The organism is Mesobacillus jeotgali (assembly GCF_900166585.1).
Taxonomy (GTDB): domain Bacteria; phylum Bacillota; class Bacilli; order Bacillales; family Cytobacillaceae; genus Mesobacillus; species Mesobacillus jeotgali_A.
The window spans coordinates 1,403,373-1,426,490 of the sequence record NZ_FVZC01000009.1 but is presented as its reverse complement, the minus strand read 5'-3'; the positions used below and the strand labels follow the sequence as shown (position 1 = coordinate 1,426,490).

27 protein-coding genes and 1 riboswitch are annotated in these 23,118 nt (G+C 40.1%); of the genes, 19 read left to right on the top strand and 8 right to left on the bottom strand.

Going from position 1 to position 23,118, the window contains the following annotated elements; all coding sequences use genetic code 11:
* Window positions 1-113: 113 nt before the first annotated feature.
* A complete protein-coding gene (locus tag B5X77_RS17210; RefSeq protein ID WP_079509171.1) occupies window positions 114-446 on the bottom strand; it encodes a cyclic-phosphate processing receiver domain-containing protein in 333 nt (110 codons plus the stop codon).
* Between the two features lie 608 nt (window positions 447-1,054).
* On the opposite strand from B5X77_RS17210, the gene B5X77_RS17205 reads away from it, so the two are divergent.
* From B5X77_RS17205 to B5X77_RS17195, 3 genes are all read left to right on the top strand, one after another.
* Window positions 1,055-1,423, top strand: a complete 369-nt coding sequence (locus B5X77_RS17205; protein ID WP_079509170.1) for a MazG nucleotide pyrophosphohydrolase domain-containing protein — start codon at window positions 1,055-1,057, stop codon at window positions 1,421-1,423.
* Window positions 1,424-1,466: 43 nt separating this feature from the next.
* Window positions 1,467-2,072, top strand: a complete 606-nt coding sequence (locus B5X77_RS17200) for a methyltransferase (protein WP_079509169.1) — start codon at window positions 1,467-1,469, stop codon at window positions 2,070-2,072.
* A gap of 105 nt (window positions 2,073-2,177) precedes the next feature.
* Window positions 2,178-2,660 (top strand): PaaI family thioesterase, encoded by a 483-nt coding sequence (locus B5X77_RS17195; protein ID WP_079509168.1) that lies wholly within the window; start codon window positions 2,178-2,180, stop codon window positions 2,658-2,660.
* Between the two features lie 47 nt (window positions 2,661-2,707).
* Here the strand turns inward: B5X77_RS17195 and B5X77_RS17190 are convergent, their stop codons facing one another.
* Window positions 2,708-3,217, bottom strand: a complete 510-nt coding sequence (locus B5X77_RS17190) for a hypothetical protein (protein WP_079509167.1) — start codon at window positions 3,215-3,217, stop codon at window positions 2,708-2,710.
* Window positions 3,218-3,384: 167 nt separating this feature from the next.
* Between B5X77_RS17190 and B5X77_RS17185 the strand changes: the two genes are divergently transcribed.
* Complete coding sequence (locus B5X77_RS17185) at window positions 3,385-4,071, top strand: nucleotidyltransferase domain-containing protein (protein ID WP_079509166.1); 687 nt, start codon at window positions 3,385-3,387, stop codon at window positions 4,069-4,071.
* Window positions 4,072-4,263: 192 nt separating this feature from the next.
* Here the strand turns inward: B5X77_RS17185 and B5X77_RS17180 are convergent, their stop codons facing one another.
* A complete protein-coding gene (locus B5X77_RS17180) occupies window positions 4,264-4,677 on the bottom strand; it encodes a hypothetical protein (protein ID WP_079509165.1) in 414 nt (137 codons plus the stop codon).
* 357 nt (window positions 4,678-5,034) lie between these two features.
* Between B5X77_RS17180 and B5X77_RS17175 the strand changes: the two genes are divergently transcribed.
* The 5 genes from B5X77_RS17175 to B5X77_RS17155 all read left to right on the top strand — a co-directional run bounded on the left by B5X77_RS17175 (window position 5,035) and on the right by B5X77_RS17155 (window position 7,983).
* Window positions 5,035-5,403 (top strand): hypothetical protein, encoded by a 369-nt coding sequence (locus tag B5X77_RS17175; RefSeq protein WP_079509164.1) that lies wholly within the window; start codon window positions 5,035-5,037, stop codon window positions 5,401-5,403.
* 74 nt (window positions 5,404-5,477) lie between these two features.
* Window positions 5,478-5,520: riboswitch (PreQ1 riboswitch) on the top strand.
* A 54-nt stretch (window positions 5,521-5,574) separates the two neighbouring features.
* Complete coding sequence (queC, locus tag B5X77_RS17170; RefSeq protein WP_079509163.1) at window positions 5,575-6,231, top strand: 7-cyano-7-deazaguanine synthase QueC; 657 nt, start codon at window positions 5,575-5,577, stop codon at window positions 6,229-6,231.
* Window positions 6,231-6,707, top strand: coding sequence for a 6-carboxytetrahydropterin synthase QueD (gene queD / locus B5X77_RS17165; protein WP_079510277.1), 477 nt, complete (start codon window positions 6,231-6,233; stop codon window positions 6,705-6,707). The genes queC and queD overlap by 1 nt, the downstream gene beginning before the upstream one ends.
* Window positions 6,700-7,428 (top strand): 7-carboxy-7-deazaguanine synthase QueE, encoded by a 729-nt coding sequence (gene queE, locus B5X77_RS17160; RefSeq protein WP_079509162.1) that lies wholly within the window; start codon window positions 6,700-6,702, stop codon window positions 7,426-7,428. The genes queD and queE overlap by 8 nt, the downstream gene beginning before the upstream one ends.
* Before the next feature lie 15 nt (window positions 7,429-7,443).
* The gene (locus B5X77_RS17155; protein WP_079509161.1) at window positions 7,444-7,983 is read left to right on the top strand and encodes a VUT family protein; all 540 of its coding nucleotides are present in this window, start codon (window positions 7,444-7,446) and stop codon (window positions 7,981-7,983) included.
* 176 nt (window positions 7,984-8,159) lie between these two features.
* Here B5X77_RS17155 and B5X77_RS17150 read toward each other — a convergent pair whose 3' ends face one another.
* The gene (locus B5X77_RS17150; RefSeq protein ID WP_079509160.1) at window positions 8,160-8,987 is read right to left on the bottom strand and encodes an SDR family oxidoreductase; all 828 of its coding nucleotides are present in this window, start codon (window positions 8,985-8,987) and stop codon (window positions 8,160-8,162) included.
* Window positions 8,988-9,108: 121 nt separating this feature from the next.
* On the opposite strand from B5X77_RS17150, the gene B5X77_RS17145 reads away from it, so the two are divergent.
* The 4 genes from B5X77_RS17145 to B5X77_RS17130 all read left to right on the top strand — a co-directional run bounded on the left by B5X77_RS17145 (window position 9,109) and on the right by B5X77_RS17130 (window position 12,488).
* Complete coding sequence (locus tag B5X77_RS17145; protein ID WP_176167361.1) at window positions 9,109-9,378, top strand: replicative helicase loader/inhibitor; 270 nt, start codon at window positions 9,109-9,111, stop codon at window positions 9,376-9,378.
* 217 nt (window positions 9,379-9,595) lie between these two features.
* On the top strand, window positions 9,596-10,630 hold the full coding sequence (locus B5X77_RS17140; protein WP_079509158.1) for a Delta(5) desaturase DesA: 1,035 nt from the start codon (window positions 9,596-9,598) through the stop codon (window positions 10,628-10,630).
* Between the two features lie 122 nt (window positions 10,631-10,752).
* The gene (locus tag B5X77_RS17135) at window positions 10,753-11,892 is read left to right on the top strand and encodes a sensor histidine kinase (protein ID WP_079509157.1); all 1,140 of its coding nucleotides are present in this window, start codon (window positions 10,753-10,755) and stop codon (window positions 11,890-11,892) included.
* The gene (locus B5X77_RS17130) at window positions 11,889-12,488 is read left to right on the top strand and encodes a response regulator transcription factor (protein ID WP_079509156.1); all 600 of its coding nucleotides are present in this window, start codon (window positions 11,889-11,891) and stop codon (window positions 12,486-12,488) included. The genes B5X77_RS17135 and B5X77_RS17130 overlap by 4 nt, the downstream gene beginning before the upstream one ends.
* Before the next feature lie 24 nt (window positions 12,489-12,512).
* Here the strand turns inward: B5X77_RS17130 and B5X77_RS17125 are convergent, their stop codons facing one another.
* Window positions 12,513-12,887 (bottom strand): nucleotide excision repair endonuclease, encoded by a 375-nt coding sequence (locus tag B5X77_RS17125; RefSeq protein WP_023614140.1) that lies wholly within the window; start codon window positions 12,885-12,887, stop codon window positions 12,513-12,515.
* 154 nt (window positions 12,888-13,041) lie between these two features.
* A complete protein-coding gene (locus B5X77_RS17120) occupies window positions 13,042-14,718 on the bottom strand; it encodes a M4 family metallopeptidase (RefSeq protein ID WP_079509155.1) in 1,677 nt (558 codons plus the stop codon).
* Between the two features lie 385 nt (window positions 14,719-15,103).
* On the opposite strand from B5X77_RS17120, the gene B5X77_RS17115 reads away from it, so the two are divergent.
* Window positions 15,104-16,684, top strand: coding sequence for a DEAD/DEAH box helicase (locus tag B5X77_RS17115; protein WP_373887815.1), 1,581 nt, complete (start codon window positions 15,104-15,106; stop codon window positions 16,682-16,684).
* Window positions 16,685-16,744: 60 nt separating this feature from the next.
* On the opposite strand, the gene B5X77_RS17110 is transcribed toward B5X77_RS17115, so the two are convergent.
* Entirely contained in the window at window positions 16,745-16,864 is a 120-nt protein-coding gene (locus B5X77_RS17110) for a DUF4023 domain-containing protein (protein ID WP_079509154.1), read from the bottom strand.
* Window positions 16,865-17,090: 226 nt separating this feature from the next.
* On the bottom strand, window positions 17,091-17,627 hold the full coding sequence (locus B5X77_RS17105) for a histidine phosphatase family protein (RefSeq protein WP_079509153.1): 537 nt from the start codon (window positions 17,625-17,627) through the stop codon (window positions 17,091-17,093).
* A 120-nt stretch (window positions 17,628-17,747) separates the two neighbouring features.
* Between B5X77_RS17105 and B5X77_RS23435 the strand changes: the two genes are divergently transcribed.
* The 5 genes from B5X77_RS23435 (at window position 17,748) to B5X77_RS17085 (ending at window position 23,068) form a co-directional block, all read left to right on the top strand.
* Window positions 17,748-17,921, top strand: a complete 174-nt coding sequence (locus tag B5X77_RS23435; protein WP_176167360.1) for a hypothetical protein — start codon at window positions 17,748-17,750, stop codon at window positions 17,919-17,921.
* A 442-nt stretch (window positions 17,922-18,363) separates the two neighbouring features.
* Window positions 18,364-19,368 carry a LacI family DNA-binding transcriptional regulator gene (locus B5X77_RS17100; protein ID WP_079509152.1) on the top strand — a complete coding sequence of 335 codons (1,005 nt, stop codon included), beginning with the start codon at window positions 18,364-18,366 and terminating at the stop codon, window positions 19,366-19,368.
* A gap of 79 nt (window positions 19,369-19,447) precedes the next feature.
* Window positions 19,448-21,130 carry a glycoside hydrolase family 13 protein gene (locus tag B5X77_RS17095; RefSeq protein WP_079509151.1) on the top strand — a complete coding sequence of 561 codons (1,683 nt, stop codon included), beginning with the start codon at window positions 19,448-19,450 and terminating at the stop codon, window positions 21,128-21,130.
* Between the two features lie 181 nt (window positions 21,131-21,311).
* A complete protein-coding gene (locus B5X77_RS17090; protein WP_079509150.1) occupies window positions 21,312-22,037 on the top strand; it encodes an SDR family NAD(P)-dependent oxidoreductase in 726 nt (241 codons plus the stop codon).
* A complete protein-coding gene (locus tag B5X77_RS17085; protein WP_257391838.1) occupies window positions 22,037-23,068 on the top strand; it encodes an S-adenosylmethionine:tRNA ribosyltransferase-isomerase in 1,032 nt (343 codons plus the stop codon). Before B5X77_RS17090 ends, B5X77_RS17085 begins: the two co-directional genes overlap by 1 nt.
* Window positions 23,069-23,118: the final 50 nt, after the last annotated feature.

The window sequence follows — 23,118 nt, the reverse complement described above, 5'->3', positions numbered from 1 at the left end:
AAGAGAAACTCTCTGTTTGCTTTTTGAGTCTAAAACATTCCTACAAGTATAAACAGAAGGAATTTTCAATATGAGAAAGAAAAAGGAAATTGTAAGGGTCATAGGATGCTTCATTAATAATGCAGGGGCATGGGGCGTAAATAAATATTTATTGTATGGGGCATAAGGCAGTCTAGTTGGGCTTGCTTCAAACTTTTATACATGGCCTTTCCACAATACGAGTTAGCGGAATGGATTGTAATCCGGTTTGCATACAGCTGTTTTTGAATCATTATTTCTACGAGCATAGTGCCATTTCTTATTTTGCTTGTAAGGTCATGGTCAAGTGAAAGATGGTCGATATCATAATTTCTGAGAAGGTATATGCATTCATCAATCGTTTCCGCCAAGACATAGCCCTCCGGTGCTTTACGATAATCATCAAGGAAAACACTTATTTTCTCCATTTCTAGCACTCCTTCCGTAAAGGGGGTGACTAAGAAAAGTCGAATAACCCATATTTTTCTTCCTTAATCTAAACCCTAACACATATTGTGACATAATGGGACATATTAATCTTGGGAAATTATTCAATATTTGCTGTTCACTTTAATTGTATTTAGTGTTTGATTAGAATATGGCGGTAAAATTAAACAAAATCTCGTACGCTTATTGTCAAGGTTTTGTTTTAAACGACGAAAAATCCTTGCGACAAAAAAAGGATTGGCGAGACTGAAAGGAGGAGATGGTAGATGCAATACATTGATGAACTGACTGTAAACCTTTTCGTCATGGGAACAACCTGTGTGCTCCTTTTGGGACGCCTTTTCTAGTTGAGGCCTTCTTGTTTTCTGGGTCTTTTTCTATTACAATGACTCCTTTTAAAAACCCCGGCAATACGCTTGCAATTCCACTACCTGCAACTACCACTCTATTTTTGGCTGCTTTTTTTATGCATCCATTTTCCCCAATTTTCTATGTATTAATAGGATGTTGAATTATGTCCTGTAAGTTAAACTGTATATATCTGAATATAAATGCATATCTGGTTAATTTTACGTAAAGAGGTGGAAAAATGAAAGAGTTACAAATATATGCGAAGGAATATCAAAAAGATATGGGCTGGGAAATAAGTTCTGAGGATTATAGCAAGAGCAGAGCTTCCCTTTTGAACAACTACTTACTATTAACCACAGAAGTAGCAGAAGTAGCCGAAGAACTTATAAAGGCTTTTAACCTTACACAAGGGCTTGTTCAGGAAGGGCTCAATGAGGAGGCGGCTTTTTCGATGGCAAGGGAAAGCATCAAACAGGATATTGGCAAGGAACTCTCCGATTGTCTAGCCTATTTACTAAAGTTTTATAATTATTTTGATATAGACCTGGAAGATAGTTTTTATGCAAAAATGGAGGAAGTTCGGGTGCGTAAAAACAAGGATCTTTGAATAATTAGTTAATAGAAGATTCTTGAGGAGTGGAGTCAATTTAATGAATGAACAACAGTTTGATAAAATGCTGAATATAAAAACTGCCGGCACACAGAAAGGGTTTATGCCATCTTTGCATTATCATCGGTACGAACCTACTCCATATAGTGCACTAGAGTTGTTTTTCCGTGAGTATAAGTTAAACCGCCATGACCAAATTGTAGATTTCGGATCTGGAAAAGGGCGTTTAAATTTTTATCTTAATTATCATTTCAATATAAATGTCACTGGTATTGAGATGAATGAAACTTTCTATTTTGAAGCGCTTCAAAATAAACAATGTTATTTAAAAAACCATCGGAACAGAACAGAATCTATTCACTTTTATTGTACTTTGGCAGAGGATTATGAAATCTCACATCTTGAAAATAAATTCTATTTCTTCAATCCATTTACGGTACAAATCATGATGAAAGTTGTCAATAATATCATGACTTCATTTGAAAAAGACCCAAGGGAAATTGATTTGATTCTTTATTTTCCCTCGGAAGACTATATCTTTTATTTGGAGACGCAAACACCATTTGAGCTGGAATACGAATTGAAATTGCCAGAGCCTAATCCAAATGAAAGATTTTTAGTGTATAGAATGAAAAACTTAAATTAAATTTTTTCTATAGGATGACTTAGTATATATTCCTGAAATCTTAAAGGAATTTCATAATTAATAGAGAAAGTATTACTGACTATGGAATGATTAGGAGGAACCGTATTGGAAGAGAAAGTGTTGAACGCAATCCAGGATGAGTATCCAGAGGACTTTGCCTGGTGTTATGGTTGCGGAAGGATGAATGAACATGGTCATCACTTTCGCACAGGATGGGACGGAGAGAAAACAATCACTATTTATAAACCTGAAAAGGAGCATATGGCATTGCCGGGTTTCGTGTACGGGGGGGTCATTGGTTCTCTTGTTGATTGCCACGGCACAGGTTCAGCTGCCTTATATCTCCATCGCAAAAATGGAAAAGAACCAGGTGAGGGGGCAGAGCCGCCAAGGTTTGTAACAGCTTCGCTGCATGTCGATTTCCTGAAGCCAACTCCTCATGGTACTGAATTGAAAGCGATTGGAATTGTTCATGAGATCCATCCTAAAAAGTATCGTGTAGAAACAGAAGTATTTTCAGGTGAGGCCTTATGTGCAAGGGGAGAAGTAATAGCTGTTGTCATGCCAGATACTTTTTTAGAAAAATAGAATGACAAAAACTGAAGACCCTGAAATCCCTCAGGGTCTTCAGTGAGTTACTTAACAGGTTCAAGCAAGTTCGTCGGAAGGTATCCTTCTTCACCGGAATCCTTCATTTTCACTTTGGTACGTCTGATGTCTCTTTCCAGGATTTCGGCTTCGCTGCCCTGTTTGATTTCCTTTACATCTTGATTTTTTACAATCTTGTCCACTCCTTCTATATCATTCAATTCAATTAATTCATAGAGTTCATCGTACGCTTCTTGGGAAAGTGCAAGATAGGCATCTTTTTGGATAGTGGCACTATCCCCATTTTGCAGTGTGTTCTCTTTTACTTGCTGTTCACTTTCTTTGTAGGAATCCTTCATGTTCTGGATGATTCCTGGAGTCTCTTTCTTGACTTTATCTACAACTTCTTTAGATTTTTCCTCGGTTGCCTCTGTTGCATTTTTTGTTTCTTCCTCTAGCTGTTTGGCTCCATGTTTAGCCTCATCACTATTGCATCCAGAGATCAACATAACTGCCATTCCAGCAGGAATAACCCATTTTTTTAAAGAAACGGCCATAATTGAAGTCCTCCTGATTAAACTGCTTTTATTTTGTAGGATACCACCCGGATTACTTGTTAAAACATTCATCATCCCGTCGACAAACTTTTGATTTTATATAATAATACCGTTATATATTATTTTCTGGGGGATTATTATGAAGTTAAAAAGGGAGATTTCACCGAATTGAGGCCGCAAAGAAGTTTATAGATGACCGATTTCCTGATTGTGATGGAGCAATGCTGGCGGGGAGTGTAACCCGGGGGGAAGCAACAGTTACTTCCGATTTGGATATTATTGTTTTTATAAAGGAAATCCCCACTGCATACAGGGAATCATTGATCGATTACGGATGGCCGATCGAGGTATTTGTCCACAATATACATACCTGTAGAGAATTCTTTCAAAATGATGTCAGAAGGGCGAGGCCCAGTTTGCCGAGAATGGTGGCAGAAGGCCAGATTATTAGGGATGGAGAGTTCCTGGCCGGTATAATTGATGAAGCAAAAAGTATCCTCCAAAAAGGGCCTGATGAATGGACAAAAGAAGAGATAGAAATCAAAAGATATTTTATTACAGACACCCTCGATGATTTGATTGGATCGAATAACAAGGCTGAGGAAATCTTTATCGCGAACGAATTGGCCGGCCAACTTCATGAATTTGTGCTTAGGGTTAACAAAAGGTGGATCGGCAAGTCAAAGTGGGCAGTCAGGGAATTAAGGAGATTTGATCCTGTTTTTACAGAACAATTTACAAGCTCATTCGAAATTTTTTACAGAACCGGTGATAAAGAACTGGTTGTACAATTGGCCGAACGAATTCTAGAGGAATCTGGAGGCAGATTGTTTGATGGCTTTTCTATTAAATAATAATAGCAGCCAGTCTAGGCTGCTTTTCATTTTTGTGGTTACGACTTTTTGAACCAATTAGAATATGTTAATGGTGATTTTATATTCCTTTTTGTAAGAAGGTTCCTTAAGGTAAATAACGGTATTCAAGTTCTTTGTGTTTAGAAAAAAACTAAATAGCATCTATACTTTATACCGCATCCAGATTATCAATTAAGCTTTGTAGGTAAGGAAGGCCGCAATACAAAAACAGCCGATGATGAACAGCTCTATCATGAGTAACTCTAGGACTCCTGATGCCCAAGCTCCTGCAATAGGTGCCAGGATCCCCATTATCAGACCAGTTATATACCCATTCAATAAAGATTTATAGTCAAAGAGATTGCCAAACAGGATACCTGATATTACTCCGATGATGACCGAGAACAAAGTGGCTTCAATAAAGTAAGAAGGATATAAGTTAATAAAAATAATCCCCGTACCCAGTGCCAATCCGCCACCGGCCATCATGGTTATTTTCATTCCCAGGTGAAGGCCGATATGCTTCCTTCGCTGGTACAGATAGATATATAAAACATAAGCAGATAAAAAATTGATTGGGTAAAAAATCACGATCCATTCCGGCAAGATTCATCACCTCCACATTCACTTTATTCATGCAACAAAAGAGAAGTGTTTGATCTCACGCTTATATTTTTAAAAATTATGTCCTTGATTCACCTGAAAGAGATTATAATATACTGAAGAACATGGTGTTTTGACATTTTAAAAAGGCTATTTTCTCAAACTTTGTTGCTATTGATGACAAAATAGGATGGAATACCTAAGTTTCTTCACAAATTAACGCTTAATAAGAGAAAAGAGCTTGCCAACTTAGTACCGACCTGCAAAATGGCTTTTATCACGTTAACAACAATCTTTACGAAAACAGCCTTTTAAAAACAAATTATTTTTTTCGCGTGAATAAAGAAAGGGTGTTGCCATTTGGATGAAATTCTTAAAAAGCTTCGCTACAAACCAGGAAATGCTGCGATAATGAATGCACCGGATAAATTCCAATTCGCTATTGACCAACTCGATGGCATGAACGATTTTTTACTTTTATTCGTTAACAATAGTCAAGAAGTGAGAGAATGGCTGCCGAATGCTCTGGATCATTTGAAGGAAGATGCAGTCTTCTGGATTGCCTTTCCTAAGAAAAGTTCCAAGGTGCAGACTGATATCAACCGAGACTCACTTTTTACACTGGTGAGGGAGGAATCAGACTATAGAGCGGTCAGTAATGTATCTATAGATGAAAAGTGGTCAGCACTCCGCTTCAGGCAGGAGCACCTCGTAAAATTAAAAAAGTGATGGAAAGAAATATAGCTTTCCTTTTATAAAATGTATGATAAAATAAATAAGTCAAAATTACATATTCCGTTTATACGGAAGAGGTTCTAGCTACCCTCTCAAAAAAACTAAGGGAAAACAGTACTGCTGTCTTAGTGGTACTGTTTTTTTGTTGTAAAGGAGAATTTATTCATGAGAAATCAAAAAGCTGTTGTCGTTTTCAGTGGCGGACAGGATAGCACTACCTGCCTGTTTTGGGCACTGAGGGAGTTCAGTGACGTTGAAGCTGTTACTTTCGATTATAATCAGCGGCACAGGACTGAAATTGAATGTGCAAAGGAAATCACAAGCGAGCTTGGTGTCAAGCATCATATTCTCGATATGAGCCTGCTTAGTCAACTGGCTCCTAATGCACTTACCCGAAATGATATTGAAGTGAAAGACGGAGAAGAAGGGGAACTGCCTTCCACCTTTGTACCTGGGAGAAATCTATTGTTTCTATCCTTTGCTGGTGTGCTGGCCAGTCAGGTGAACGCTAAGCACTTGGTTACCGGTGTATGTGAAACCGACTTCAGCGGCTATCCGGATTGCCGTGATATATTCATAAAGTCATTGAATGTAAGCCTCAATCTCTCCATGGATGAAAATTTTGTGATCCATACGCCGTTAATGTGGCTGACGAAAACGGAAACATGGAAGCTGGCTGATGATCTCGGTGCATTTGATTTTGTACGGTCAAGGACTTTGACGTGCTATAACGGGATTAGAGCTGATGGATGCGGTGAATGCCCTGCATGCAAGCTTCGGAAAAAAGGAATGGATGAGTTCCTTGAAGGTGCTGAGGCATGATGTACGATTTCCGTATAGTCGACCAACTTCAAAAAATAGATGAAGATATCAAGAGAGAACAATTGAAATATCACTCAAAACGTATCCTTGTCAGCAAGGAATTCACGTTTGATGCGGCACATCACCTGCATGCATATGAAGGCAAATGCAAAAACCTTCATGGACATACGTATAGGGTCATCTTTGGACTGAGCGGTTTTGTTGATGGGCGCGGACTGATGATTGATTTTGGTGACATCAAGGATATTTGGAAATCAGAAATCGAGAAGTATCTCGATCACAGATATTTGAATGAAACCTTGCCGCCAATGAATACAACAGCTGAAAACATGGTGGTTTGGATTTATGAACAAATAGCTGAAGCTCTGGCAAACAGAAAGCATTTATATGACGGAGCAAGAGTTGAATTCGTCCGACTCTATGAAACTCCTACAAGCTATGCCGAAGCAAGACGGGAGTGGATCGAGAGTGAGTAAGATTCCTGTTATGGAAATTTTTGGGCCGACGATCCAGGGAGAGGGAATGGTTGTTGGCCAGAAAACGATGTTTGTGAGAACTGCTGGTTGTGACTATTCCTGCGCATGGTGTGATTCGGCATTTACTTGGGATGGTTCTGGAAAAGACTTAATCAGGCAAATGGATGCAGAAGAAATTTGGAATGAACTATTAGCGTTGGGTGGAGTGGGTTTTTCGTATGTAACGATCTCAGGAGGAAACCCTGCTTTACTGAAAAACCTATCCTGTTTTGTTGAGTTGTTAATGGAAAACAAAATAAACATATGCCTGGAAACGCAGGGAAGCAAGTGGCAGGATTGGTTTTTGGACATTAACGTACTCACCCTGTCGCCCAAACCGCCTAGTTCTGGAATGATAACAGATTTTGATGTCCTCGACGATATTGTGGATCGATTGACTGAAAAGAGTTCCAATCAAAATGCAAGCCTGAAAATTGTTGTTTTTGATGACCATGATTATGAATACGCCAAAATCATTCATAAGCGATATCCCGAATTGCCTTTCTTCTTACAGGTAGGGAACGGCGATATCGGTACTCAAGATGGTGATAAGCTAACGAGTTCATTAGTCGGAAAATATGAATGGTTAATCAACAAGGTGATGGGAGACATGGAGATGAAGAATGTCAGGGTACTGCCGCAGCTTCATGTGTATATTTGGGGAAATAAAAGAGGGGTTTAAAACAGGAGGTTAATAATGAGAATCTTTTTATACTTAATTTCAATTATAACTGCCAATGTCATTACAGCCGCGCTTGCACCACTTCAGTTTGGCATGTTCATTGTACCGATGGGGACGTTATTGATTGGGGCAACCTTCATTTTCCGTGATCTTGTCCAGAATAAGTACGGCCGTGGAAAAACATATATGTTTATTGGCCTGGCACTGATATTGTCAGCTATTGTTTCTTCTATCCTAGGAGATACATTGTATATTGTTTTTGCTTCGGCACTCAGTTTTGCCATCGCTGAAACGACTGACACGGAAATTTACACGAGGCTTAATCTCCCAATGAGCTGGAGAGTATTCTATAGCGGATTAGTCGGCGGTTTGCTGGATTCCATGATATTCGTAGTGATTGGATTAAGTCCTATGGGAGCAAACTTCCTGCCATGGGAAGCCGTTCCAGCGGCAATTTTAGGCCAGGTAATTGTAAAGACCATCATTCAGGGGATTGGAGCCATGCTGCTTAACCCTATTAATAATATATTCAAAAATAAAGCGATGTCTAACTAATACTAAAGGTGCCCGATCTTTTGATCGAGCACTTTTTGTTTGACTGGGATGAATTTGCAGCAGGAATGTCAGCATATCGTTGCGAAACTTGCTGGACCAATAACAGTTCAAAATTGTTTCAGGTGGAAAGATATGTTTCTAATGAATTTCTTATAAAAAATAAAAAGCATTTCCATTCACATTTTTAATTTTTTCAAAACGATTTTTTCAATGGTTGTCCACGGCAGCATTTTTTTGAAGAGAATCAACTGACTGACACCTTTCCCGATAGGAAACCTAAACTGCGATTCTTTTTCGGAGGCAATCCTCGCTATAAGCCGGGCAACATCCTGGGGGTTCCCGTACTTGGCCTGACCGTTCATTAATTCGTTCATGATTGCTTTCTTTGCAGACTCATATGCTGACCCGCCTGCCATCGTAACTTGCTCAATGCTTTTCCATATATTTGTTTTATAGGAGCCTGGCTCAATAAGGAAGACATCAATTCCAAAAGGTCTTAGCTCTAGCCTTAAGCTTTCACTGTATCCTTCAAGTGCATGCTTGGATGCTACATAGGCAGACAAACCTGGAAAGCCGAACCTGCCGCTTATGCTGCTCATATTAATGATTTTCCCAGACCTTTGCTTTCGCATGGATGGCAGGATTGCCTGGGTTACTGCAATAACCCCGAATAAATTCGTTTCAAATTGATTTCGGTAATCATCCAAGGTTAATTCCTCAGAAAAACCTCCTTGTGCATACCCCGCATTATTGACAAGCAAATCTACCGATCCTATTGATTGCACGAATTCTTTAAATTCCTTGATAGATTCCTTCTGCGTTACATCCAACTGAATAACGACAATCTTTTCGGTCAGGTTTTCTTGCACTGCCAATTCCATCAGTTCATTTTGCTTTTGAAGATTCCTCATTGTGGCAATCACATGATAGCCGCTTTTGGCCAATTCAATAGCGGTCAATTTGCCGAAGCCACTGGAGGTACCTGTTATGATTGCATGCTTCATTTCTCCACCCACTAATATAATTTATAAATCATTTTACCTTTAAAAATTAGAAGTTGCTATGTATCTTTACAGCCAGCCTGGCAAAAATGTATTACTGTGGAACTCATGGATGGGGAGAGAAATGATGACTAAAAATGAAGCATTAAAATGTCTGGCCATAATAGAACATATCTATCCTGGGGTGTCAGTAAAAAGCGAAACTGTTTTAATGTGGATATCCTGTTGCGCTTCGCTTGAATACACATTTCTATATGAGAATTTAATTAAGCATATAAGGAAAGAACCATATCCCCCAATGATGGCCGAAATCCTGAATGGTACTGTAAATAAAGACATCTATTTTGGATGGCTGGAAGAATACTCGATAAGGGACCAAAAGCCAGGAAAATAAAATTTATGGTTTACAGGAATGTCAGCAAAAAAATAATATTAAGTAATAGTACCTGATAATAAAGTTTAATCCTTGAAATATCAGCATTTTGCAGAAAAAAATATCGAAACATGACATTTGTCATGTGTTCCATATGACACCTGCTACTGCACAGAATCGATTCCCTTATTTATAATTTAAGTACCTAATAAATCTGAAAGGGGAATTATTTAACAAGATGGCAACTCACAACGTAAAAGAACTCAGAAAACAGGTCGCCCCTTATGAAAGCTCAAACACTAAAGCGAGTATCATTCAAATAATCAACACGGTTATACCATTTATCGCATTATGGTATCTTGCCTATCAAAGTTTGTCTATATCTTATGGATTGACAATTGTGTTCGCTGCTATTGCAGCAGGTTTCATGGTCAGAATCTTCATCATCTTCCATGATTGCACACATCATTCTTTTTTCAAAAATCGCACAGCAAACAAAGTGGTTGGAACACTTACGGGAGTTTTAACCTTGTTCCCTTATAGCCAGTGGGGGCATGAACATTCTGTCCACCACGCAACAAGCAGTAATTTGGACAAGCGTGGGACAGGGGATATCTGGGTTCTGACAGTGGATGAGTATTTGGCTGCTCCAACGTGGCAGAAGCTAGCATACAGACTGTACCGAAATCCTTTTGTCATGTTTGTATTGGGACCTATTTATCTGGTATTGATCATGAATCGCTTCAATCGAAAAGGTGCAAGAATGAAGGAACGTTTGAACACCTATTTGACAAATGCTTTGATTTTTGGGATATCCGGTATGCTGATTTGGGCAATAGGCTGGAAAGCGTTCATAATGGTTGAAGGACCTGTTTTCTTCATCGCAGGAATGTTTGGCATCTGGCTGTTCTATGTCCAGCATACATTCGAAGATTCTTATTTTGAAGAAGATAAAAATTGGGAGTATGTAAAAGCAGCTGTTGAGGGAAGCTCATACTACAAACTGCCAAAAGTACTTCAGTGGATTACAGGAAACATTGGTTATCACCACGTTCATCACTTAAGCCCAAGAGTACCGAATTATAAGCTGGAAGAGGTTCATAATAATACTAAGCCTTTGCAGAATGTACCGACAATCACTCTTTCAACAAGTCTGACTTCCTTACGGTTCCGTCTTTGGGATGAACAGAAGAAGCAGTTCATTAGCTTCAAGGAAATGAAAGCTTTACAGCAAAAACCTAATCTGACGGCTCGGACGAAGCCGGAACTATAATATTTGCTCCTCTTATTCTGGATGTATTCTTGCGTCTGGGGTATGGGGAGTAATTTTTTGTAATTATATCCATTTATATTATGTTAAAATAAAATCAGCATTCATGAAGCAGAGGTTTTGATATGTTTAAGAGGTTTTTCAATTCACTTAGAAGTACTGGGATTTCACCCTACATCTGGACCATTTTGGGCATTCTTCCATTCTACTTTATCTGGCAGATGCCTTCGATGACCGGGAAAGCGGCAGGTGTCATCCTGACACTCATGTTTTTTCTCGTATACTGGGTGGCTTTTGTGTCGAGGGGTTGGACAGTTTACATATGGACTTGTATTCTAATCGGTATTTCCATAGCTTCGGCCAGTCTTTTCAGTTACGTATACTTTGCTTTTTTCATTGCTTATTTTATTGGCAATATCAAAGACCGTATACCGTTCCTTGTCTTATATTTCATTCATTTAGTAGGCACTTCCATTATCATAAACTTCGAGATTGTTCTTCAAGAGGATTTTTTCATTAAGCAGCTCCCGATTATCGTGATCGTGTGGATCAGTGTCATATTACTGCCGTTCAGTATCCATAACAGAAATGAGCGAGGCGAGCTGGAGGAGAAGCTTGAAGATGCGAATAAACGAATTTCAGAGCTAGTAAAAATTGAAGAGCGGCAAAGGATCGCCCGGGATTTACATGACACTCTCGGCCAAAAATTGTCGCTTATCGGTCTAAAAAGCGACTTGGCCCGTAAGTTAATCAATAAAGATCCTGAACTGGCAAAAGAAGAATTAAAAGATGTACAGCAAACAGCCAGGACAGCTTTGAATGAAGTAAGAAAAATGGTTGCAGAAATGAGAGGAATTCGCGTCAGGGATGAGCTGATCCATGTTAAGCAGATATTAAAAGCAGCTGAAATCAAGTTTGTCGGTGAAGAAGATGACTTTAACATTAACAACGTATCGTTGTTCTCGGAAAATATTCTCAGCATGTGCCTGAAGGAAGCAGTTACGAATGTCGTTAAACATAGTTCAGCAACTGAGTGCCTCATTTCCATACAACAAACAGAAAAGGAACTGATAGCTGAGGTAAGGGATAACGGAGTCGGAAATATAACCGAAGAAGATTTGTATAGAGGCAGCGGGCTTCAAGGCATGAGAGAACGGCTGGAGTTTGTGAACGGGACACTTGATATTTTTTCTTTAAACGGTACAACCCTTGTAATTAAGATTCCAAAAGTTTTAAAACAAACCGACAGGGAGGAACAGGGATGATTCGTATTGTTATTGCGGAGGACCAGCGAATGCTTTTAGGAGCATTGGGTTCCCTTCTTAGTCTTGAAGATGATATGGAAGTTGTTGGTAAAGCGAGCAATGGTGAGGAAGCAGTTTCCCTGGCAAAGGAACTCAAGCCGGATGTCTGCGTGATGGATATTGAGATGCCTGGGAAAACCGGGTTGGAAGCTGCGGAAGAATTGAAAGCCACAGGCTGCAAGGTCATCATATTAACGACATTTGCCCGTTCAGGATATTTCCAGCGAGCGCTTAAAGCAGGCGTGAGCGGGTATCTGCTTAAAGATAGTCCCTCAGAGGAACTCGCCAGCACTATCAGAAGTGTGATGGGAGGGAGACGAGTGTTTGCCCCTGAACTCATGGATGATGTTTACAGCGAGGAAAATCCTCTGACGGAACGGGAGATGGAGGTCCTCGAGCTTGTTGCAGACGGCAAGAATACAAAGGAAATCGCCGGCCAGCTTAGCATTACTACTGGTACTGTCCGAAATTATATTTCCACTATCCTGGATAAGCTCCAGGTTTCCAACAGAATAGAAGCCATTACACACTCGAAGGAAAAAGGATGGTTTAAATAATAAAAAGAGCCTGCAGGCTCTTTTTTATTTGTAAAATACCTTATCAATATTATACTTCGCTTTAAGTACGTTTATTGCATAAGTTTCGTATATTTCTCTGTCTATTGGATCTACCACTGTAATTACAGCAATCTTGTTGACTTCATGACGATGGTTTTTAATAGGGGAAACATTATCCTCGAAATGTTTTTTTACGCGAGGTCTTAGCTTACGCGCTTTCCCTACGAACATCAATTCATCGTCAGCGTCGAAGAACATTATGATTCCGCCTTTATCCCTCGGAATCCGGTGGTAATCGGTAAAACCATATTCGCTGCTGATGACGGCTTCAACCTTTTCTCCTAATTGCTTGCTTCGTGTAATGACAACGTCTGGTGCTGGCAATTCAATTTTAATCACTTATAATCACTTCCTATTCTTCAATTAGTAAATCGTACCACAGCAATAAATGAAAAGCCACATAATATTATTTTACCCAATCGAAAAGAGCCTGACCCACTTAAGCGGCATAAAATACCGCAGAGGGACAGACTCCAATTACATGTTGTGTTTGTTATTCAGTTATTCCAACACCATCCAGGCCAGCCTGAGTTGCCTTATACTCCTCGCTGCCAGCCCCAAATAGGTCATCAGCAGACTGGAGAAGTGCTTTCCTGGCATCGCTGAAGTTAGAGTCTGGAGTCAAATAAACCGTCAGAGCCCGGTAATAAATTTGTCCAAGCTTCTGTTTGCCAATTTGTTCGCCTGTTAAGTAGGCTGCATGATTAATGATGGAAGAGTTAATGTGCACGCCGCCATTATCGAGATTCAGCGGAAGATTATAATACTCATCCATATGCTTCGGGTATTTTCCTTCGCCATTTCCATACGCGAAATATGCGCTGCCTACTGGGAATCTGTTAGGGTTGCTCAAGCTTCTTAGGGCGTCCCGGCCGCTATCGACAGCTGTTTTTCCCATGATATCTTCACCCAGCTCCCAGTCATCTTCATCTATCAGAGCACCGAAGATATCAGAAAAAGCCTCATTAAGTGCACCAGATTGGAAACGGTATTTTAGATTAGCGGATGTATTCGTGACACCATGCGTCATTTCATGTGCAGCAACGTCCAGACCCGCTGAAAGGGATATCATGAAGTCACCATCTCCGTCGCCATACGTCATCTGTGATCCATTCCAAAATGCGTTATTGTATTTGTCTCCATAATGGACGGATGATATGATAGCCATTCCTTTTCCATCAATTGAATTGCGATCATGTTCATTTAGGAAGTAGTGGTATACCTTTTCTGAATTATAATGGGCGTCTACACCTGCACGTTCGTAATCACTTGTCCAGGCTGCATCTTTGGAAGCAAACAGATCACCAGGAAGCCTTGTTGTGCTTGACCGCCATTGATTCTTAAAATCGTAAGTGAAAATGCCTTCTGCATTTTCCAAAGTATTGTCGTAAAGATAGAAGGTGGAACCTTCTTGTGAGCGCGCCTCATTTTGATGGGATATATTCAGAACACGATGATCACCTTTTACTCCCAGTCCTGACCCTTTTGAAGCGGTATATTCACCTGCATGCATTAATCCGTTATACTGGTCCACTACGTTTCCAGTTTTAGCATCTATATACACAAACCAGTTTCCAGGATGCTCTCCAAGGAAATTTACATTTACTTTATAGGCTAAGTATTCAGAATCATTAAATGGATATACTACTAATTCTGTTTTAGGTTTTGTTTCAAGCTCGTCAGGTGCTGATACTGAACCTTTGGCAATTTCAAGTGCCTGCTCAGCTGAAATATTAGTTTGGACACTGAGATCTTTTCCTGCAATATCATTATTATATTGGCCATTTACGGATTTGACTGTACCATCCTTGTTATAGTGGACAACCAGCTCTGCGCCTTCAACAGGTACTCCATTTATGGTTTGCTGCAGTCTCACGTGCTTCATTCCAAGTTTGTCCGTTTCCTCGCTTTTAACCTTCAAGCTTTTACCAGGGTTATTTAGTTTAAGTTGATCTTTATTTTCTTCTAAAAATTCTACTGCTCCTGTTTTTGCAGCCCTTTCTGCTTTCATGAAAACAGAAGGATTCTGCTGTATAGGGGAGACAACTTTTAATGAAAGAGTGCTTGAAACTTGATCAGGTTGTACAGCGTTTGCCGGAGAGCCAACTAGTGGGCTAACCATTAACGCCGTGGATAAAAGCATAGGGATTACAAGTTTTTTCTTTTCCATTTTTCAACACTCCAAATTCTATATTATTCCCTGCCGTGTCCAAAATAGTATGATTAGCATTCTATATGTTTTGGAGGGGTCATTGATAGTTTAATAGATAAAAGCATTAAAGTTAATCAAAAAGTAGTTTTATTCTGAAAATTGAACATATAGGCGGGTGGCAGGAATTTGTTTCGTGTGACGAAAGATGTGGTTTCTCTTAAAAGTACAGTTCTTCCTTCCTGAATTTGGTTTATTACCAAAAGGCTTTTTTTGCAGGACTTTTTACACACATAAAAGAAACCTCAAGCACAGTAAGCCAAAACTTGATATTTTTCTGCTCAAAAAGCAATAATGAGAAGGATGGTTGGTAAAACCCAGCCTATTAAAGAAAGCAGGGATTAACTTGAATCAATTTAGATTTTTAGGTATATCAGAATTACTTGCAGAAACATTAAACCAACATGGGATGTCCAAGCCTACTTCCATTCAGGAAAAAGCGATTCCGTTATTGCTTGATGGCAAGGATGTGATTGCCCAGTCACAGACAGGTACTGGGAAGACATTCGCTTTTGTGCTGCCAATAATCGAAAAAATCGATACTCATAATCCAAATATACAGGCATTGATTGTAACACCCACAAGAGAACTCGCATTACAGATTACCCAAGAAATCAAAAAGCTGACCGAAAATATTGAAGAAATGAACGTTCTGGCAGTATATGGCGGACAGGATGTCGAAGCACAGCTAAAAAAACTCAAGAAAAATATCCATATAGTGATTGGCACCCCTGGAAGATTGCTTGACCATATCCGCAGGGAGACGGTCGATTTTTCCAAAGCAGCGTTTCTAGTCCTGGATGAAGCAGACCAAATGCTTCATATTGGTTTCCTGAACGAAGTTGAAGAAATAATCAAGCAAACACCAAAAACAAGGCAAACATTGCTCTTCTCTGCCACAATGCCGGAAGAAATCAAAAGGCTGGCTAAACAACATATGTACAAACCAGAATACATCCAGGTTGAGAAAACGCAAGCTCCGTTAGAAAACATCAAACAGATTGCCATCAGTTCAACAGATAGGTCCAAGCAAGGTGATTTGATTGATTCCCTCAGAACCTATCAGCCATTTCTCGCCGTGATTTTTTGCAGGACCAAGAGAAGGGTAAGCAAACTGAACGACGTATTAAAAGCAAATCATTTCAATTGTGATGAGCTGCACGGTGACCTTTCACAGGCGAAAAGGGAGCAGGTAATGAAGAAATTCCGCGAAGCCAAAATTCAGTACCTTATAGCAACTGATGTTGCGGCGCGGGGGCTTGACGTCGAAGGAGTCACACACGTATTTAATTATGACATTCCGCTTGACACAGAAAGTTATATACACAGAATTGGGCGAACAGGCAGGGCTGGAAGTGAAGGACTCGCGTTAACCTTTTATACAGCCAAAGATAGAGCTTTATTAGAACAAATTGAATCAGAGCTAAACATTAAAATCGAAAAGAACAATATGGGGAACGCCAAAAAAGGAGAAGCCAAACCTGGAGGTCAAAGATCAGCAGAGGGTCAAAAGGCCGGAGACTTAAAAGGACAACGTACAAGGTCGAGAAGAAGAAATGACGGCAAGCCTGAAAGAGATCACAGAGGTGAAAAAACAGCCAGAAAACCCACCTCCCGCGAAGGAAGACGTCCATCAGGGTTAGCAGGCGAAGAACGGAGAGAAAGGGAACACCAACCTTCAAGACGTGAGCGAAGAAGCGACCAAGAAGCGGAAAGGCCGAGGTCCTCTCGCATGGACGGAATAAGAAAGGAAAGACCTGCAACGACTACACGTAATGACGGACCGAAGAATAATACAGGTGAAAAACCGAAACGATATGGCGCGAAAGGACAAAATGCCAGTTCACCAGGACGCGGGCAGAATTCCAGTTCATCAGGGCGCCGCATGGAAAATAGAAGTACTTCAAGAAACCGCCGAAGCAGATAGCAAAAAATAGACCGCTTAGCCGCGGTCTATTTTTTATAAAAGAGGTTCCTTTAAACGCTCTTAATGTTGCTTGTTAGGAAGCTTGTCACTGGGATTCTCTTTACCCTGCCGCTTTCTATTTTGCTCATCTTTTCGCTGCTTATCGTGCAGTTTTTGCACATATTCGTGTGTGTTCTCCATTCATGTACCTCCTGTAAATTCTGGCTCGTCGTTAATTTTTCCATTTGAGCTCAGGTTCATTCACGGAAGGGCGGGAATACTTGCGTGAAATGATGGATTTCCATTATGGCTGGTGAGCTATCTTTGTATTTTGCCTCAAACCGAAACTTAAATGGGGGCAACAGAATTAGGATTGATGATATGAAAAGTATGCCAACATTCAAAGAAACTCTTATTGCGCTTTGAGTTATTTCTTATTAAAAATATATACCTGGGCATTCGCAGGCCTGTTAAATTTCGGGCCTGCGAATCCTCTTTTTATCAATTCTTTTCTCATAAACATCATGATTCCGCCGTGACCAACGATTAAAATATCTTCACCATGTTCAATGGCCTGGTCTAACACCCTGTTAATTCTTGCTAAAACTTCACTTTTGCTCTCCTTTTGGGATTTATGTCCCAAAAACCATGCCAATCGGATTAAAGTTATATGAAGCCAAAGAGGAAGCCGTAAATCAGTGTGAATGACCGGATAAAGTGACATTTCCCTGAGATCTTCCAAAAAGATTATATTACCATTATAAGCCCGGGATGCGGTTCGTTTCGCTCTTTCTAAATCGCTGGAGTAACATTTACTCCATTGATGCCCCTGATGGTCAATTTCCACTTCCTCCACGCTTGATTCATTATAATCCTGCTGCCAGGTCAGAAGCTCCTTTGAGGTTACAAATCTTCCTGGATACCCTAGGGAAACTTTAAAATGACGCAATAAGCCAATTTTCATAATTACCACCTAATCACTTTTAATAATATGTAGTTCTACAAATGACACAATAATACCTTTAATAAATGTATGTGTTAGTTTGAAGGAAATGAGGAATTTTAAAAGCAGGAGGTGTCTTAATTGCCAAGAGGAAAAGAGTTAGAGCAGCTGCCGATGGCGAATACTTTGCCAGGGATGGGAGAAGACCGCAGTAAATATAACCGTGAAATCCTTACCGGTATTACTGAAGATGTAAGAGCTATGCCTTCAAAAATTAGTGAAAACAGCAAAAATAGAGAGCAAAAAGAAACTTGAGGGGAAAGACCCTCAAGTTTTCCAAGTATACGTTTCCCATTAATTCACTATTATTAAAGGATCACGGGTTTTTTTAAGGAGAACCCAAGCTGATCATACAATTTAAATCATAAGTGTAAAATCATTATATTTTTAGACTGCTTCAAACTCAGAGGTTGCAAAGCTGTCAAAAATCTCTGTAGATTAAGACAGGTTTGAGAGAAGAAAGACCTAATCTGTCAAGAATATCTCTATGTTAAGACAGGTTTCAGAGAAGGTTGGGCGTAGCTGTCAAGAATCTTTTTGTTCAGACAGGTAAGATAGCAGAGACCAATGCCCTAAAGAATCCACTATTAAATTCACCAGTTAAGCCATTACCAGATATAAATGAGTTGATATCTAGCTGAAACCATACTATGATAAAAGAGTAACGTAAACGTTTACGTAAAGGGTTTGATGGTTAATGAGTTATACGATAAAAGATGTGGCAAAACAAGCGAATGTCTCAACTGCCACCGTCTCGCGTGTTCTAAACGGACTCAGTGGTTACTCTAAGGAAACAGAAGAAAAGGTCTTGCGTGCCATTAAAGAGCTTGGCTATATGCCGAATGCTTTTGCCCGTGGATTGGTCAGTAATAAGTCAAATACATTGGGTATACTTTTCCCAGAGGTATCCAGTCAGTTTTCCTCTAAGATTCTGCGTGGTGTTGAAGAGGCGGCTCATGAACTTGGCTCAAGCGTAATTGTTTGTAATACAGCCTCTCAAGGACAGCGTACCATGAAGTATTTAGAGCTCCTATCAGAGAAGAGGGTGGACGGAATCCTGTTTGTCAGTGAAAAGATCACTGAGGAATATTACAAGCAGCTAAAGTCCATGAAAGTACCCGTTGTTCTTGTTTCGACTGAATCCTATCAGTACCCATTGCCATTCGTTAAAGTGGATGACAAGCATGCCGCATTCACGGCTACAGATTATTTGGTTAAAATGGGGCACAGGAAGATTGGGATGATTGGCGGAAATATAGAAGATGTTATAGCTGGTCAGCCAAGGGTTGAGGGATATAAACAAGCCCTTGCTAATCATGAATTGTCAATAAAGGAAGAGAATATTAAACACTCGAAAGGTTTTTCTTTTAAAGATGGCTTTAATAGTTTTCCGGATCTCATAAAAAGTGCGCCAGATTTAACCGCTGTATTTGCAGCAAGCGATTCCCTCGCTTTGGGTGCGGTATCTTCCGCGTACAGGCTCGGAATAAAAATACCAGACCAACTGTCTATCATTGGGTACGATAACCTCCCTATTGCAGAAATGGCCATACCACCTCTGACAACTGTAGCCCAGCCATTGGAACAAATGGGAAAGGTTGCGGCAGAAATGCTTTTCACGATGATGTCAAAGGGGATAATAGTGGAAAGCCGAATCATGCCTCATTCAGTGGTAGAGCGCGAAAGTGTGAAAAGGATATAGAGTTAAATAGATCCTGCTTTGATGACCCCGAAAAAAGGACGTAAACGTTTACTTAAGGAATTTACTAGGAGTGATTTTTTTGAAAAAGCATTGGTGGAAAGAATCTGTCATATATCAAATATACCCTCGCAGCTTTATGGATACCAACGGGGATGGAATTGGTGATATTCCCGGAATCATATCCAAGCTGGACTATTTAAAGACGCTGGGTGTTGACGTAATCTGGCTTTCACCTGTCTATAAATCACCTAATGACGATAATGGATACGATATCAGTGATTATCGGGACATCATGGATGATTTCGGCACGATGGCAGATTGGGAGCTTCTTTTAAAAGAAATGCATGACAGAGGAATGAAGCTGATCATGGACCTGGTCGTAAACCATAGTTCGGATGAACATCATTGGTTTGTAGAATCTAAGAAATCAACGGATAACCCATATCGGGATTATTATATTTGGAAGCCAGGTAAAGATGGCAAGGAACCTAACAATTGGCAATCAACATTCAGTGGTTCAGCATGGCAGTATGATGAAAACACTGATGAATATTTTTTGCATATATTCAGTAAAAAACAGCCGGATTTGAACTGGGAGAACCCTAAACTTCGCCAAGAAGTATATGACATGATGAAATTCTGGCTGGACAAGGGCGTTGATGGATTCAGGATGGATGTTATCAATTTCATTTCGAAAGTAGATGGCCTTCCTGACGCACCTAATACTGAAGGGAAACCCTATGTATCAGGCAGCAGGTATTTTATGAATGGGCCGAAAATACACGATTACCTGCAGGAAATGAACAGGGAAGCACTTGCCGGTTATGATGTAATGACAGTAGGTGAAATGCCGGGTGTAAATGTTGAGCAAGCCAAGCTTTACACTGATGAATCCAGAAATGAAGTAAATATGGTATTCCAATTTGAGCATGTTGACCTTGATTCAGGGCCAGGAGGAAAATGGGATCTTAAGCCTCTCAAGCTTACTGATTTAAAGACAAACTTTACCAAATGGCAAACAGGCCTTGAGGATATTGGTTGGAACAGCCTGTATCTGAACAATCATGACCAGCCGCGAATGGTTTCGAGATTTGGAAATGACGGACAATACCGTGTGGAATCGGCCAAGATGCTGGCTACTTTCCTGCATATGTTAAAGGGAACTCCTTACATTTATCAGGGCGAAGAAATCGGAATGACCAATATTCGCTTTGATTCAATCGATGACTACAAGGATATCGAAACACTCAATATGTATAATGAAAAAGTGAATCAAAATGGGGAAGATCCTGCAAAAGTTATGGAATCCATTTATGTTAAAGGAAGAGACAATGCCCGAACTCCATTCCAGTGGGACGATAGTAAGCACGGTGGATTCACGGAAGGTACTCCCTGGATAAAAGTCAATCCAAATTATAAAGAAATCAACGCCAAGCAGGCTGTAAAAGACGAAGATTCTATCTACCACTATTACAGGAAGCTCATCCAACTACGGAAAGAGCACCCAGTCATTGTCCATGGCAGATATGACATTCTGCTTCCGGAAGATGAGAGAATTTATGTTTATACAAGAACATTGGATTCGAAAAAATTACTTGTCCTTTTGAACTTTACTGGTGAGGAGCAGAGCTTCACACTTCCAGCAAACCTGCAAAATAAGACAAATCATGTCTTGATTGCAAATTATGAATCTCCGCCGGAATATGGATCCTCCATTCCTTTGAGGCCATATGAAGCGATTGTATACCTCCTTGATATTTAACATGAATTTTAAAAAGGCTGCCAATGTGCAGCCTTTTTGGCTTTTAATAAGGGTTTTGAAAGTCATCAATACAAAAAACTTAGACTAAAGTCGTAGTAAAGTTCAAGCTTCTCTACGAGGATTCAATTTCTTCTAAATCTTATCATAAAGACAAGAAGAAAAAACAAGGAGGAACTTGAAGATGGTTAAAAACAAAGTAGTTATGATTACAGGTGTCACGCAGGGACTGGGTAAAGCATTGACCTTAAAATTCGCAAAGGAAGGGGCGAAACTTGCAATCTGCGCACGAAGGACAATTGAACTTAATAAAGTCAGGGAGGAAGCGCTATCGTATGGGGTCGAGGTGCTGGCTGTAACAGCTGATGTCTCGATTCCAAGAGAGGTTGAAAGATTCGTTGCTCTTGCACTCGAAACCTTTGGAAGGGTTGATGTGTTAATCAATAATGCATCCATTCTTGGTCCTAGTCCAATGCCCCTTTTGCTCGATTATCCAGAGGAAGATTTCACAGAGGTCGTAAAGGTTAACAGCGTTAGCGCCTTTCTGGTAACAAGGAGGGTGCTGCCTGCCATGCTTGTGCAGAACGAAGGAGCGATCATAAATGTAACATCAGAAGCTGGCCATGTTGGATACGCTGGCTGGGGAGCATATGGGATTTCGAAGTTTGCGGTCGAAGGATTGACCCAAACATGGGCTGATGAACTGAAATCAACAAATATTAGAATAAATATGGTCGATCCTGGAGAGATGGATACAGAAATGCATGCACTGGCAGTTCCGGACTGTAATTACAAGTTAGCTGATCCGAATGAGGTGGTCGATGTTTTTCTTTATCTTGCCTCAGATGTCTCCAAAGGGGTCCATGGCCAGCGGTTTGAAGCACAAACATTTGAATGGGGGAGATTTTAATGCAGACGAAATCAAATGCCAATCCCTATGAATTCTTCCTGCCAAATAATCTTAATGCTTCCCATCCACCTGAAAGACGAGGGCTACGACGCGACCAGGTGAAAATGATGGTATTACACAAAGAAACTGGAAAGGTAAGTCACGACCGCTTTTTTAATCTGGAAAACTATATAACCAGAGGCGATGTTCTTGTACTGAATAATAGCAGGACAATTCCCGCTGCCCTGAAGGCTGCCTGGCTTCGGGACGGAGTAACCATTTCTACTGAGGTAGAAATAAGGCTGGCCAGAAAAAAGACCGATTCCATATGGGAAGCATTGGCAACACTTCCCAATGTAAAAACCGGGGACCTTTTCAGATTTTCAGAAACTTTACAGGCTAAGGTGATTGGAGAAGTATTTAAATCACCGTTAAAAATTATGCAATTCTCACTAAACGGCATTGACTTAAAGGAAGCTATCTATTCAATCGGCCAACCAATAAGATATGAATACATTCAGGACCCCTGGCATCTGGATTATTACCAGACTGTTTTTGCTAGTCAGCCTGGATCCATAGAAATGCCATCTGCAGGCCGGGCTTTCAGCTGGGAGTTGTTATGGAAACTAGAGGAGAAAGGGGTCAAAATAATTTATATACAGCTTCATACCGGGCTTAGCTATTTGCTTGATGACGAATATCCTCATTCACCAGAAGACCTTTTTGAAGAATACTGTATACGGCAGGAAGATATGAATCTAATAGTTAAGGCAAAGGCTGCAGGACATAAGATTATAGCAGGAGGCACGACAGTTGTAAGGGCACTTGAAACTGCAGCTGCAAAGTCAACTCTTAATGGATGGACAAATTTATACATCACCCCTGATTATCAGTTGCAGCTGGTGGATGGAATCATTACAGGATTTCATGAACCTGAAGCCAGCCATTTGGATATGCTGACAGCCTTCGTAAATGAAAAAGAACTGTTTGAAGCCTATACTGCGGCAATTGAAAAAAATATCTTTGGCATGAATTCGGTGATATTAATTTGATCATTTAAAAGAAGATCAAGGTGAAAATCTATATTGAGTTTGGACTAACA

Excerpts from the sequence above, each read along its gene's own strand:
- B5X77_RS17210 (WP_079509171.1), bottom strand. The coding sequence starts at position 446 with ATGGAGAAAATAAGTGTTTTCCTTGATGATTATCGTAAAGCACCGGAG.
- B5X77_RS17205 (WP_079509170.1), top strand. The coding sequence starts at position 1,055 with ATGAAAGAGTTACAAATATATGCGAAGGAATATCAAAAAGATATGGGC.
- B5X77_RS17200 (WP_079509169.1), top strand. The coding sequence starts at position 1,467 with ATGAATGAACAACAGTTTGATAAAATGCTGAATATAAAAACTGCCGGC.
- B5X77_RS17190 (WP_079509167.1), bottom strand. The coding sequence starts at position 3,217 with ATGGCCGTTTCTTTAAAAAAATGGGTTATTCCTGCTGGAATGGCAGTT.
- queC (WP_079509163.1), top strand. The coding sequence starts at position 5,575 with ATGAGAAATCAAAAAGCTGTTGTCGTTTTCAGTGGCGGACAGGATAGC.
- queD (WP_079510277.1), top strand. The coding sequence starts at position 6,231 with ATGTACGATTTCCGTATAGTCGACCAACTTCAAAAAATAGATGAAGAT.
- B5X77_RS17155 (WP_079509161.1), top strand. The coding sequence starts at position 7,444 with ATGAGAATCTTTTTATACTTAATTTCAATTATAACTGCCAATGTCATT.
- B5X77_RS17150 (WP_079509160.1), bottom strand. The coding sequence starts at position 8,987 with ATGAAGCATGCAATCATAACAGGTACCTCCAGTGGCTTCGGCAAATTG.
- B5X77_RS17145 (WP_176167361.1), top strand. The coding sequence starts at position 9,109 with ATGATGACTAAAAATGAAGCATTAAAATGTCTGGCCATAATAGAACAT.
- B5X77_RS17140 (WP_079509158.1), top strand. The coding sequence starts at position 9,596 with ATGGCAACTCACAACGTAAAAGAACTCAGAAAACAGGTCGCCCCTTAT.
- B5X77_RS17135 (WP_079509157.1), top strand. The coding sequence starts at position 10,753 with ATGTTTAAGAGGTTTTTCAATTCACTTAGAAGTACTGGGATTTCACCC.
- B5X77_RS17130 (WP_079509156.1), top strand. The coding sequence starts at position 11,889 with ATGATTCGTATTGTTATTGCGGAGGACCAGCGAATGCTTTTAGGAGCA.
- B5X77_RS17120 (WP_079509155.1), bottom strand. The coding sequence starts at position 14,718 with ATGGAAAAGAAAAAACTTGTAATCCCTATGCTTTTATCCACGGCGTTA.
- B5X77_RS17110 (WP_079509154.1), bottom strand. The coding sequence starts at position 16,864 with ATGGAGAACACACACGAATATGTGCAAAAACTGCACGATAAGCAGCGA.
- B5X77_RS17105 (WP_079509153.1), bottom strand. The coding sequence starts at position 17,627 with ATGAAAATTGGCTTATTGCGTCATTTTAAAGTTTCCCTAGGGTATCCA.
- B5X77_RS17100 (WP_079509152.1), top strand. The coding sequence starts at position 18,364 with ATGAGTTATACGATAAAAGATGTGGCAAAACAAGCGAATGTCTCAACT.
- B5X77_RS17090 (WP_079509150.1), top strand. The coding sequence starts at position 21,312 with ATGGTTAAAAACAAAGTAGTTATGATTACAGGTGTCACGCAGGGACTG.
- B5X77_RS17085 (WP_257391838.1), top strand. The coding sequence starts at position 22,037 with ATGCAGACGAAATCAAATGCCAATCCCTATGAATTCTTCCTGCCAAAT.